The organism is Streptomyces racemochromogenes, assembly GCF_039535215.1.
In the GTDB taxonomy this organism is placed as follows: Bacteria; Actinomycetota; Actinomycetes; order Streptomycetales; family Streptomycetaceae; genus Streptomyces; species Streptomyces racemochromogenes.
Window position 1 is genome coordinate 6604933 of the sequence record NZ_BAAAWT010000001.1, and the last position, 12932, is coordinate 6617864.

8 protein-coding genes are annotated in these 12932 nt (G+C 76.9%); 3 read left to right on the forward strand and 5 right to left on the reverse strand.

All coding sequences use genetic code 11. The features are described 5' to 3' along the window. Positions 1–10 precede the first annotated feature (10 nt). Positions 11–1258, forward strand: a complete 1248-nt coding sequence (locus tag ABD973_RS30635) for an RNA polymerase sigma factor (RefSeq protein WP_125823845.1) — start codon at positions 11–13, stop codon at positions 1256–1258. A 29-nt stretch (positions 1259–1287) separates the two neighbouring features. Continuing rightward, complete coding sequence (locus ABD973_RS30640; RefSeq protein WP_241253120.1) at positions 1288–3012, forward strand: serine/threonine-protein kinase; 1725 nt, start codon at positions 1288–1290, stop codon at positions 3010–3012. A gap of 12 nt (positions 3013–3024) precedes the next feature. On the opposite strand, the gene ABD973_RS30645 is transcribed toward ABD973_RS30640, so the two are convergent. The 4 genes from ABD973_RS30645 to ABD973_RS30660 form a co-directional block, all read right to left on the reverse strand. Then, a complete protein-coding gene (locus ABD973_RS30645) occupies positions 3025–4494 on the reverse strand; it encodes a condensation domain-containing protein (protein WP_125820094.1) in 1470 nt (489 codons plus the stop codon). A gap of 128 nt (positions 4495–4622) precedes the next feature. Next, a complete protein-coding gene (locus ABD973_RS30650; protein ID WP_125820093.1) occupies positions 4623–5591 on the reverse strand; it encodes an ABC transporter ATP-binding protein in 969 nt (322 codons plus the stop codon). Then, positions 5588–8344 carry a hypothetical protein gene (locus tag ABD973_RS30655; RefSeq protein ID WP_125820092.1) on the reverse strand — a complete coding sequence of 919 codons (2757 nt, stop codon included), beginning with the start codon at positions 8342–8344 and terminating at the stop codon, positions 5588–5590. Before ABD973_RS30655 ends, ABD973_RS30650 begins: the two co-directional genes overlap by 4 nt. Beyond that, positions 8341–11577, reverse strand: coding sequence for an FtsX-like permease family protein (locus ABD973_RS30660; protein ID WP_345503396.1), 3237 nt, complete (start codon positions 11575–11577; stop codon positions 8341–8343). Before ABD973_RS30660 ends, ABD973_RS30655 begins: the two co-directional genes overlap by 4 nt. Positions 11578–11737: 160 nt before the next feature. Between ABD973_RS30660 and ABD973_RS30665 the strand changes: the two genes are divergently transcribed. Next, positions 11738–12502 (forward strand): ABC transporter ATP-binding protein, encoded by a 765-nt coding sequence (locus ABD973_RS30665; protein ID WP_345503399.1) that lies wholly within the window; start codon positions 11738–11740, stop codon positions 12500–12502. Here the strand turns inward: ABD973_RS30665 and ABD973_RS34840 are convergent. After that, entirely contained in the window at positions 12396–12926 is a 531-nt protein-coding gene (locus ABD973_RS34840) for an STAS domain-containing protein (RefSeq protein WP_125820089.1), read from the reverse strand. The two genes, ABD973_RS30665 and ABD973_RS34840, sit on opposite strands and share 107 nt — an antisense overlap. Between the last annotated feature and the right edge of the window lie 6 nt (positions 12927–12932).

Below are 12932 nucleotides of genomic sequence, written 5' to 3' on the forward strand. Positions count from 1 at the left end.
CGTGACGGCGGTGAGCGCGGCCCGGGCGGTCGAAACGGTGTTCAGGATCGAGTCCGCGCGGATCATCGCCGGCGTCACCCGCATCGTGCGCGACGTCGGGATCGCCGAGGAGATCGCACAGGACGCCCTGGTCGCCGCCCTCGAACAGTGGCCGCGCGACGGGATCCCCGACCGGCCCGCCGCCTGGCTCATGGCCACGGCCAAGCACCGGGCCGTCGACCTCGTCCGCCGCAGGGAGACCTACGCGCGCAAGCTCGCCGAGGTCGGCCGGGCCCTGGAGGACGTACCACCGCCGCCCGAACCCGCCGAACCCGACGACATCGACGACGACCTGCTGCGCCTGGTCTTCACCGCCTGCCATCCGGTGCTCGGCACCGACGCGCGCACCGCCCTCACCCTGCGCCTGGTGGCCGGACTCACCACCCAGGAGATCGCCCGCGCCTTCCTCACCTCCGAACCCACCGTCGCCCAGCGCGTCGTCCGGGCCAAGCGGACCCTCGCCAGGGCCGGGGTGCCCTTCGAGGTCCCCCGCGGAGCCGACCGCGCACAGCGCCTGGCCTCCGTGCTGGAAGTCGTCTACCTCGTCTTCAACGAGGGCTACTCGGCCACCGCCGGCGACGACCTGCTGCGCCCCGCCCTCTGCGAGGACGGCCTGCGCCTGGCCCGCGTCCTGGCCGCCCTGATGCCCGACGAGCCCGAGGTCCACGGCCTCGCGGCCCTCCTGGAGTTCCAGGCCTCCCGCACGGCCGCCCGCACCGGCCCCGACGGCGAGCCCGTCCTGCTCGCCGACCAGAACCGGGCCCGGTGGAACAGGCTGCTCATCCGGCGCGGCGTCGCGTCCCTGCACCGGGCCGGCAGCGGCCCCTACGCCCTCCAGGCCGCCATCGCCGGCTGCCACGCGGCCGCCGTGCGCTACGAGGACACCGACTGGCGGACCATCGCCGCCCTCTACGCACGCCTCGCGGAACTGCTGCCCTCCCCGGTGGTCGAGCTGAACCGGGCGGTCGCCGTCTCCATGGCCGAAGGCCCCGCCGCGGCCCTGCCCCTCGTGGACGCCCTCGCCCGGGAGCCCGCACTGCGCTCCTACCACCTGCTGCCGAGCGTGCGCGGGGACCTGCTGGAGCGGCTCGGGCGCGGCCCTGAGGCCCGCGCCGAGTTCGAGAGGGCGGCCGCCCTCACCCGCAACGCCCGCGAACGGGACCTGCTGCTGGCCCGCGCCGCCGCCCTCGGCAAGGAAAGTCCTGCTCAAGGCGATTGACGACCCATCACAAGGCTTAGGCTGGCGCGGTGATCAACGGCAACGACGACATACTCACCCCGCTCGGCCCCCTCGACCCGCGGGAGACGGCCGGCTACCGGCTGCTGGCCCGGATCGGCGAGGGAGGCATGGGAACCGTGTACCTCTCGCACACGCGCGGCGGCCAGCCCGTGGCCTTCAAGGTGATCCGCCGCGAGTACGGAGAGGATCCGGACTTCCGGCGCCGCTTCGAGCAGGAGGTCCGCGCGGCCCGCCGGGTGCAGGGCTACCACCTGGTGCCGGTCGTCGACCACGACACGACCGGGCCGCTCCCCTGGATCGCCTCGGAGTTCGTGCCCGGGCTCTCGCTCGCCGACGCGCTCACCGAGCACGGGCCGCTCCCCCCGGCCGCCGTCCACCAGTTGGTCGGCTGCACCGCCCGGGCCCTGGGCGCCATCCACGCGGCGGAGGTCGTCCACCGCGACCTCAAGCCCGCCAACATCCTGCTCGGCTCGACCGGTCCGTACGTCATCGACTTCGGCATCGCGCGGGCGGCCGACACCACCCAGCTGACCCGCAGCGGCGGCGTGGTCGGCACCCCGCAGTACATGTCGCCCGAACAGGCCCTGGGCGAGCCCGTCACCGCGGCCGCCGACGTGTTCTCGCTCGGCCTGATCGCGGCCGTCGCGGCGACCGGGCGACACCCCTACGGCGAGGGCGGCGCCACCACCCTCGCCGTGCGGATCGCCAACACCGAGCGGGCGGCTCCCGATCTGAGCGGCTACCCGGAGCCGCTGCGGAGCCTGCTGGAACGCACCCTGACCGCCGACCCGGCGCAGCGCATCACCACCGCCGAACTGGCGGAGCTGTGCGAACGGGCGGCGGGCAGGCCGCTGCGCGCGTTCGACGGCTGGCTGCCGGCCCCGCTCATGGACCGGATCGCCCGCCGGGAGGCGGACGCCGCACACCCCCCGGAGCCCGCCCAGGTCCCGGGCGCCACCCCCACGGAACCCGACGCCGGTGCCTACCGGTCCGCGCAGCCCACGGTGACGGCCCCGCCGAGGCCTTCCACGCCGCCTCCCGGCCCCGCCCACCCGCCGCTGCCCACCGCACCGCCCCCGGCGCCACCCGCACGGTCCGTCCGTCCCGCGCTGCTGGCCGGCGGGGGAGTCCTCGCCGTGGCCCTCACCGCGCTGGTGACCTGGGCGCTCGTACGCCCCGATGGTGGTACGGCCGCCACCGGCGGCTCCCCGTCGGGCGGCGGGCGGACGGCCGCCGCAGCCCCGGCCGCCCCTCAGTCCACGGCCACCGCCACGGCCACCGCCACGTCCAAGCAGCCCACGTACACCCTCCTCTTCGAGGACAAGCCCTTCACCCTGCGCGGACCCGCCTCCAGCACGGGCACGCACGTCGACCTGGACGCACCGAAACTGTTCCCCGGCGGCAAGATCGGCCAGGTCGCCGGCATGGAACTCACCTACCAGGCCTGGGGAGACGCGGACCTGCGCTTCCTCACCCCCATGGGCAGGAGCGGCGGCACCACTCCCGAGGCGTGCAGGGCCGGGGTCGACACCGACACCCTGCCGGTCGCGCTCCCCGCGAAGGAGCTGAAGACGGGCGGGACGCTCGCCAAGGGCACGGTCCTGTGCACCGTCACCAGCGAACGCAACCTGGCGATGCTGCGGATCACCGACGTCCAGCCCCACTCGGGAGGCGGCCTCTCCCCGGACATGCCCGACTACGTCACCACGCTGACCCTCTGGAAGATCACCTGACGAGGGCGGTCATCAGGACCTCCTGACGCGCGCCACCGCCGGCTCGGGCCGGCGCGGCGCCGTCAGCGCCACCGGCCTGCGGAAACCGCCGGTGCGCGCCACGCTCTGCACGGTGAGCCGCAGCGCCTCCTGGAAGTCGCCCATCGTGCGCCGCGCGGCCGGGGTGTCCACGTACAGCGAGTTCATGTGCAGCCCGTCCGTGTCCCGCTGGAACCACGAACAGGTCCCGTTCGCCCGCGCCGACCACACATGCGTCGCGGGCCGCCAGTCGTCGTGCCGGCCGGCGCCCGGGCAGCGGCGCATGTCGATGTACGAGAAGAAGTTCACCGGGTACGGCCAGGACCGGCCGGCGAACTCCTCGGGCGCCAGCAGCTGCCAGGCCCGCACGAACGGCACGTCGAGGTGGCGCATCATCTCGCCGAACCCGGCCCGCACTTCGCCCATGACCTGGGCGAAGTCCTTGCCCGGCGAGGCGTCGAACTCGATCGGCAGGGTGTTGACGAACCAGCCCACCGAGTTGTTCCAGTCCTCCCGACCGCGCTCGCTGACCGGCATGAACCCCCGGTACACCCCGGGGCCGCCCGCCTCGCGCAGGCACACGCCCACCGAGCCGAGCAGCCCCATGAACGGCTTGCCGCCGGCCTGCCCGCACACCTTCTCGAAGACCTCCGTCTCGGCGGCGTCCAGCAGCGTGGACGCCTCGTTGACGATCGGGTACATCCGGTCCGGCTCCACGCCCAGGTCCAGCGGGAAGCGCGGGAAGAACTCCCCGCCCCGGGCCGTGAACGACCTCCAGTAGTCCAGGCGCTCGTCGTCCGCCCCGATCGACAGGTAGCGGCGGCGCTGCGCGTCCGCGAAGTCCAGGTAGCTGGGCGCGGGCGGCAGCACCGGCTCCTGCCCGCGCCGCAGCGCCTCGTAGCAGGTCAGCACGTCGTGGACGACGACCGGCATCGACATGCCGTCGCAGACGATGTGGTCGAAGGCGAGGTACACCGTCGCGGAGTCCGGGCGCAGCACCGCGCCCATCGTGAACAGCGGCCACGACAGGGTGTCGATGCTGCGGGTGAACCGCTCCGCGAGGAACTCGCGCTGGCGCTCCACGTCGTCGAACTCGGCGACGGGGTGGGCCTCCAGGGAGAGGACCTCGGGCGCGAGGGGCTCGCAGGACAGCTCCCCGGCCAGCCGCAGGAACTCGCAGCGCAGCACCTCGTGCCGGCGGACGAAGGCCAGCAGGGCCCCGGCCAGGGCCGGTTCGTCGAGGGGCTCGTCGATCTCGAAGGTGACGGCCACGTAGGACGCCATGGGATCGTCCTCCGCGCGGCTCTCCTCGGCGACGGTGAAGTGCTTGTCCTGGTTGAAGGACGCCTTCTTGCCGGCCTCGTCACCCCGGTCCGGTCCCGGCGCCCCGGCGGCGGCCCGCAACCGCCACTCGACCAGGCGCCCCGGCTCCATGTGGTGCATCTGCAGAGGAAACTGCCGCATTACGTCATCCCTTCGCCCCCCGGTTCAGCCCCGAGCCCCTAACGACACCCGGGCCGCGGAAGTGACGCACCAACCCCCGGCGCCGGTCCGGACGGTGAACGCTGCAGGCCCCGGGAGGCGTCGTCCGGTCACGCTCCGGCCGGCCCGTCGGCGTCGTCGCGCCGGACCTCGATGCGGTCGGCGGCCAGGTCGACGGCGACGCGGTGCTCCATGCCGAGCGCCTCCAGGAACTTGCGCGGCAGCTGCACCCGGCCGGTCCGGTCCAGCATCACGTACTCGCGCTCGCTGACCGACTCCGTACCGTGCTCGTCGGTGACCGTGCGGCGCAGCACCTCGCTGCTGGTGCGGCCGTCGCGGATGGCCACCGTACGGCGCACCTCGCCCGCCACCATCGGGTCGTGGGTCACGATGACCACGGTGGCGCCCAGCTCCCGGTTCACGGTGCGGAAGGCCTCGAAGACGGCCGCACCGGTCTCGGAGTCCAGCTCGCCGGTCGGCTCGTCGGCCAGCAGCACCGTCGGGTCGTTGGCCATGGCCACGGCGATGGCCACCCGCTGCTGCTGCCCGCCGGACAGCTCGGCGGGGCGCCGGCCGCCGAGGTCGCCGATCTCCAGCGCCTCCAGCAGCTCCGCGACCCGTGCCGCCCGCCGCCCCCGGGCGCCGCGCCCGCCGCCCTTCAACTGCATCGGCAGGAGGATGTTCTGCGCAGCCGTCAGGAACGGCAGCAGGTTGCGCGCGGTCTGCTGCCAGACGAACCCCACCGTCTCGCGCCGGTAGCGCAGCCGGTCGCGCGCGGACATCTCGAGCAGGTCGTAGCCGCCCACGGTCGCGGTGCCGGCCGTGGGCACGTCCAGCCCCGCGAGGATGTTCAGCAGGGTGGACTTGCCGCTGCCGGAGGCCCCGACCAGGGCCACCAGGTCGCCCTGGGCCACCGTCAGCTCCAGCCCCTGAAGCGCCTGCACCTCGACCCCGTCGCTGGTGAAGATGCGGACCAGCCGGTCGCAGGCGATAGCCGTGCCGGCGGCGTGCCGGCGCGGTTCGGCGGCCGCCAGGGCCTGGCGCCGCAGCTCCTCGTACGTGGGCGCTTCGGTGTTCAACGTCGGTCTCCCGCTCTCAACTCGGTGGTGATCTGACGCCGGCCGTTCACCGCCGCCTCCGCGAGCACGGCCGCGGCCACCAGTCCCGCCAGGCCCAGCGCCTGCACGAGCACCGGCCGCAGCCCCAGCCCCAGCCCGGCCGGCACGGTGGCGCCGACCAGCGTCGACAGGTCGACCGCCGGGCCCAGCAGGGCTATCGCGGCGACCGCCGTCACGGCACCGCCCAGCGGCGCCGCCAGCACTTGCGGCAGCGACTCCGTCAGGACGAGCACCACGCCCTGCCGTGGCCGCAGGCCCATGGTCCGCAGCCTGGCCAGCAGCGCGGCCCGCTCGGGGGCGGCCCGTACCAGGGTCAGCAGCACGGACAGCAGCGCGAAGCCTGCCGCCGCGGCCAGCGAGGTCCAGAACAGCTGCCCGGCCGCCTGCTGGAGGGGGTCGCCGGCCAGCTGCGCGGAGACCCCCGCGCTGGTGTGGACGAAGGTCCGCTCGGCGACCGAGGCCGGCGCGTGGGCGCGGACCAGCTCGTGCAGCCGGTCCTCGTCGACCGCCCCGAGGGCGAACCAGTGGTTGGGGTGCGCCGCCTGGGGCACCCGGCCGGCGACGGCCCAGTCCGGCACCACCACGACCGCCGCCTCCGCGGACGGCTCAGCGGGGGTCCCCTCGACCGGGCCGGCCGGCCGGGCCCGCAGTTCGACGCCGCCCGCGACGCGCAGCCGGAACTCGCCCCCGGCGTCCTTCCCGGAGAGGTTCTTGCTGATCAGCACCGGGACGGCGGCGTCGGCACCGCCCCGGGCGAGCCGGGCGGGGTCGAACCGGCCCCGGCCGGCGGCATCGGACAGCTCGGCGTAGGCGGCCGGATCGGCGACCACCGCCCGGACGTGGGTGCCGGTCGGGTCGTCCGCCGTCAGCAGGGCGTCCCGGTCGGTCCACACCCCCAGGGAAGTCCGTACGCCGGGCAGCGCGCCGGCCGCCCGCAGGAACTCCGGCGTCAGCGCCTCCCCGAGCGGGGTCGCCACATGCGCGTCGCCCCCGACGTCGCCCCGTGCCGCCTGCAGGCGGGCCCCGTCCACGGAGGCCAGTACGGCCGATCCGAACCCGCCCGTGGTCACCGCCAGCAGCAGAGCGACCAGGGGCAGTACGGAGGGCCGCGCGCCGCCCGCGTTCCCCCGGGCGGCGCGCGCCAGCCCCAGGAAGCCGGTCAGGCCCCGCCCGCGTCCCGCCGCCCGGGCGGCCAGCCGGGCCAGCGGGGGCTGGATCCGGGCCAGCAGCAGCCCCCCGGACAGGGCGATCAGCAGCGGGGCGGCGACGAGCAGCGGATCCAGCCCGGTACCGGCCGGGGCCACCCCGCGCCGGCGGACCTCGGCGACGGCGGCCGCGGTGGCGGCGAGGACCAGCAGCTCCGCCACCAGCCTGCGCCGGGGTGCGGCCGCGCGCCGGGCCGACAGCAGCACGCAGGCGCGTACCGGGAACGCGAGCAGGGCCGCGAGGGCGACGGCCCCGGCCGCGAGCAGGCCGGGCGCCGGCCGGGGGGCCGGCAGCAGCAGGACGCCGAGGGCCGCGGCGAGCACGGCGGCCGGCAGCACGGTGACGGCCCCCTCGCCCAGCAGCCGGCGCAGGACGCCCGCGCGGGAGCCGCCCCGGGCCAGCAGCAGGGCCAGTTCGGCCTCCCGCCGGTCACCGGTGAGCCCGGCGGCCAGGCAGAACACCACGAGGGCGACGCCCCCGACCCCGGCCGGCCCGATCGCGGCGAGCGGCGCGGCGGCCTGCCGGCGGGCCTCGGCGGCGGCGAACAGCTTCGGCAGCTCGGAGGCGATCAGGAGGTCGCCGCGGCCGGTCTCGGCCACCAGCCGGGTGGCCGTGGGACCGGCCACGTACGAGGCGATCCGTCCGCCGACCTCGGGCAGCCGGTCGGTGCGCAGGGCGCCGGTGTCCACCGGGAGCCGCCAGAAGTCGGTGGCGCGGGTTCCCCAGCCCGCCAGCCGCTCGATCCCTTCCGGGCCGACCAGAGCGGCCGCGTCCCACCAGGACTTCTCGTGCTTCTCGTCCCACTTGAGGCAGGCCCGCACCAAGCAGCTGGAGGCGGTGTCGCTCCAGTAGGCGTCGGCGGGGTCGGCCGGCGCGAACAGCCCGACGACCTCGACGCTCATCGGCGGGGCGATGCCGGAGGAGCCCTCCAGGACCGACCCCACCTTGGCGCCGATGCTGTCGGCGGCGCTCTTGGACAGGGCGACCGGGAGGGTCCCCCCGCCGCTGCCGCCGGACGGCCAGCGGCCCTCGGCCAGCCGGGCGTGCGAGGCGATCCGGGGCAGGTGCAGCAGGCCCAGGTTGGGCGCGACGTCCGACGGGCGGGCCAGTCCGGGCCCCGCCAGGGGCCGCGCGTCCTTCGCGCGGACGCCGTACACGGGACCGGAGTCCGCCAGGCGGTAGCCCGGTCCCACCGCGGCCGTCAGGGCGGCCAGCACGTGGTCCAGGGAGGCCGCGAGGTCCCCGCCCGTCCGGCCCTGCCCGGTGGGGGCGGTGGCGGTGAGGCTGGTCCGCTCGGGGCCCTGCTCGGCCAGGTAGGCGTGCAGGGCCCGGTCGGCGCCCCGGTCGAGGGCGCGCGGCAGCGCGGTGGCCAGCAGGACGCAGACGAAGACCAGTACGGCCGACAGGAGCGTGGCCAGGGGAGCGGCGCGCAGCCGCGTCCGCACCCAGCCGGCCCCGCCGCGGCCCCGCGGCGCGGTGGTACGGGGGTCGGTGGTCGGGCCGGTCATATCTCCTCCACGGGGCGCAGGCGGGCGGCGGCGCCCCGGGACGCGCGGTCGCCGCGCCCGCCGGCCACGGCCGACAGCAGCGGGACGGCGGCGATGGCGGCGGCCAGGAGCAGGGTCCGCAGGGCCGGCAGGTCCACCAGGACCTCGGGGACCGGGCGCCGCGCGGCCGGGGTGAGCACCGTCAGCGGCACCGTCAGGTGCACGATCGCCGCGCCCACCGCCAGGCCGACCGCGGTCCCGAGCGCGACGAGGACCAGCCCCTCGGCGGCGGCCGCCCGGGCCAGGCCCCGCCGGGGCGCCCCGAGGGCCAGCAGGACCGCGGACTCCCGGGCCCGCCGGCGCGCGGCCGCCGCCGAGGAGGCGGCGAAGCCGATGGCGGCCAGGACGGCGCAGGACAGGGCCAGGGCGGCCAACGCGATGCGGGGGCCGGCGCTCAGCGGGTCGTCCAGCAGCCCGGCGGCCACCTCCTCGCGCAGCAGCAGCCGGTGCGAGCCGGCGCCGGCGCGCAGCTCGGCGGCGGCCCGTGCGGGCACGGGGTCGGCGGCGGATGCCGCGGGCAGCCACCACTCGTCGGCGGCCGGCAGGGCCCGCCCGTCCGTGGCCGCGAGCAGCCGCCCGGCGGTGGCGAGGTCGACGGCCACCGCGCGTTCGCCGGCGGCGGGCAGGGCCGCGACGGCGGCGGTGACCCGCACCGGGACGGTGGCCGAGCCGAGCGGCACCGGGATCCGGTCGCCGACCCGGGCGCCGACGGCGGCCAGGTAGGCGCGGGTGGCGATGCCCGGCAGCTCGGCGGCGGCCGGGGCGCTGGTGAGGCTGAGGGCGTAGCTCCCCACGGGGGCGCCCGCGTACCGCAGCCGCATCAGCGCCCCGTCGGCAGGCAGCAGCCGGGCGGCCGGGCCGTTCCCGTCCAGTACCGGGGACACCAGGTTCCAGGCGGGCGCGGGAGCCCGCACGGGACTGGCCGGACCGTCCGGGGTCTGCGCGGCCGAGACCCGGCGCAGCTCCACCTCCGCCTCGACCGCGGCCTTCCCCTCGGGCCGGTACCAGCCGCTGTCCGACCCGTACGACAGGGCGAGCCCCGCGAGGGACAGGGGTTCGGCGGCGGTCCCGAGCGGGGCCCCGGCGAGCTTCGCGACGTCCACGGAGAAGGTGTGCTCGCCGTTCTCCGGCAGCGTCTCGACCGGCGCCCGGTAGGTCAGCCCGAACCGGTCGCGCAGCAGGACGCCCAGCCGGGCGGAGCCGCTCGCGCCGACGGCCCGTACCGACACCTCGACGTCGATCCGCTGGGGCCGGCCCGGCAGCACGATGCCCGCGCTGCCGGGGGCGTCGACGGCGAGCGGGGCGAACAGCCCCTCCATGGGCCGCCCGTCCCGCAGGTCGGCCCGCAGCGGCACCCGCCGGGCGACGGCGGCGGCGTCCAGCGCGAGCAGCTCCCCGTCCGCCCCGCCCGGCAGTCCGTGGGCCGAGCGCACCACCGGGATGACCCGGTCGCCGCCCGGCAGGGACGCGTACCGCCCGGCCCGGCCGGCGGCGGCGACCTCGCTGCCGGTGATCCGCAGGCCCCCGGCGGTGGCGAACTCCGCCTGGTCGCGCTGCGATGCGGACCAGGCGGTGTGGTGGCCGAGGGCGAGGACCCCGCTGGCCACCGACAGCACCAGCAGCAGGACCGGGCCGGTGGCCCGCCCCGGGCGCCGGGCGAGCTGCCAGCCCACGAGCGCCGGGCCGAGCCCGCGGCCCCGGGCGGCGATCCGGCCGCCGAGCCGCGCCGCGAACGGCAGCAGGCGCAGCACCAGGAGGGTGCCCGCGCACAGCGCCAGGGTGGGGGCGGCCACCAGCACCGGGTCGACGCCGGCTCCGTCGCCCGGGCCGGACGGGGCGCCGCTGTAGCGGTCCAGCTGGCGGTAGGCGAGGACGGCCAGCGCCACCACCGCGAGGTCCAGTCCGGAGCGGGCGGCCCCCGACACCACGGCCGCGCGGCGCCCGGCCCGCCGCAGCACGGACGCCGCGGTCCCGCGGAGCACGGCGGGCAGGGAGGTCAGCAGGACGCACGCGAGCGCGCAGGCCGCCGCGGCCGGCCACAGCAGCCACGCCCCGCCGGTCTCGACGGGGGTCTTGGACAGCGGCCCGTAGTGGCCCGCGAGGCGCAGCAGCGGCGGGGTGAGCAGCGGGGCCAGGACCGCCGAGGGCAGGGCGAGCAGCAGCGCCTCGGCCGCCGACAGCGTCCCGAGCCGGCGGCGGGAGGCGCCGCGCGAGGTGAGCAGGACCCGCTCGGGCTCCTGGCGCTCCGTCAGCAGGTGGGCGACCAGCAACAGGGCGGCCCCGGCCAGGACGGCCGTCTGGAGCGCGCCGACCAGCAGGGTGGAGCGGGCCACCCGCTGTCCCGTGGTCAGCGCCGCGGTGTGGTCCTTGAGCCCGGTGGTGACCGTGAGCCCGGCGGGGCCCTTGGTGTCGGTCTCGGGTGCCAGGGGGCGCAGCCGGTCGAGGTCGGCGGCGCGGGCGGCGCGGAAGTCGGGGCTCAGCAGCGTGGCGCGGCTGTTCTGGACCAGGGCGCCGCCGGTGAAGGCGGAGTCGTGGACGAGGAGCGGCCCGTAGCTGGTGAAGGAGCCGACCTGCACCTCGCGGCCGCCGAGGGGATCGAGCCGCCAGTACGGGGAGTCCGGCTCGGCCGCCCGGTAGACGCCGGTGACGAGCACGTCCAGCGGCGCCCCGCCGTAGCGGTCCTCCAGCCGTACCTCGGCGGGCAGGGCCTGCCGGCCCAGGCCGAGCCGGTTCAGCGCGGCCTCGGGCGCGGCCACCTGGACGCGGCCCGGGCGGTCCCCCGCGGCGTCGGGCCACCGGCCGGCGAGGAGCCGGGCGCGGCCGGGGTCGAGGGCGGCGAGCAGGGTGAGGTCCGGTTCCCGGCCGGGGGTGCGGGGGCCCGGCAGGCCGTACGAGCGGCTGCGTGCCACGTTCTCGACGCCGACGGGCACGCTCCCGAACAGGTCCTGCGCGAAGCCCCGTACGGCCGCGTCGTCGCCGGCCCGGGCGGTCAGCGCGTGCTCGCCGGTGAGGACCACGGCGGTGCCGGCCCGGCCGGCGGGGCCGGTCAGCGCCTGTCGCAGGCCGGCGTCGCCGACGCCCCGGGTGAACGCCAGCAGGGCGGTCAGCGTGGTGGTGGTGATGAGCGCGGTGAGCAATACGGCGGCGGCCAGCGGCAGTCGTCCGCGCAGCCGGCGCACGACAAAGCCGATCATGTGCCTGTTCCTTCCCCCCGAACCGGACCAAGGGCACCGGATAGCGGACGATGGTGTCAGATCCGGTCGGCGAGAGGAAGGTACTTGCGTGATTGATGTGACAGATGAGCAAATTCGGACGCGAAGGTAGGGAACAGCGCCGGCCGAGGGGGAGCCCACCATGACGCAGCAACCGGACCGACAGTCCACGGCGGAGGGGGCCGGCCGCGCGGACGCCGCGCTCGCGGACGCCGCACCGCCCATGCTGGCGGTGCGCGGCCTGCACCGGAGCTTCGGCAGCGGGGCGAACGCCGTACACGCCCTGCGCGGGGTCACCTTCGAGGCGCGGCGCGGCGAACTCACCGCGCTCAAGGGCCGGTCGGGCTCCGGCAAGACCACCCTGCTCAACCTGGCCGGCGGCCTCGACACCCCCAGCGGCGGCACCGTCGAACTCGACGGAACCGACCTCTCCACCCTCGACGAGAGCGGCCTCCTCGCGCTGCGCCGCGACCGGATCGGCTTCGTCTTCCAGTCGTTCGGACTGATCCCGGTGCTCACCGCCGCCGAGAACGTCGGCGTCCCGCTGCGCATGCGCAAGGTCCCCGCACAGCAGCGTGAGGAACGCGTCCGCACGCTGCTGGCCCTGGTCGGCCTCGCCGAACACGCCGCACAGCGCCCCGGGGAACTCTCCGGCGGTCAGCAGCAGCGCGTCGCCCTGGCCCGCGCCCTCGCCAACGAACCCGCCCTGATCATCGCCGACGAGCCCACCGGCCAGCTGGACTCCGAGACGGGCCGCTCCATCATGCGGCTGCTGCGCGCGGTCGTCCGCAGCGAGGGCGTCACGGCCCTGGTCGCCACCCACGATCCGCAGCTGATGGAACTCGCCGACCGGGTGGTCGAGTTGCGCGACGGCCGGATCGTCGAGCCGGCCGCGGCGGACCACTGACCGGCGGCAGTGGGGCACTGACCGGCGGCAGCGGGGCACGCACCCGGTTCCAGAGCTCCAGCAGCAGGCGCACCGGCCGGGAGGCGGCGGCCAGCTCCCAGCGGCGGCCGCCGCGGGACCACCGCTCCAGGACGTCCAGCAGGGCCGAGTCGCAGAACTCGACCTCCGCCGCGTCGAGGACGAGGAGCCGGGCGCCGAGCGGGGGAGCCCCGTCGAGGAGGACGCGCAGCGGGGCGCAGCTGTAGTGGTCGAACTCCCCGGCCAGGCTGACGGAGAGGACCCCGTCGCGGACCGTGGAGCGGATGCGGGGGAGCGGCGGGCCGTTCACGCCCCTCCAACGGGCCGCGCCCGGCACGGGAACCGGCGGCCCGGCGCCATTCACCCGCGTGGCCGTGGGGCGCGGGCGCCCCGGGCGGGTGGCCATGGCGGA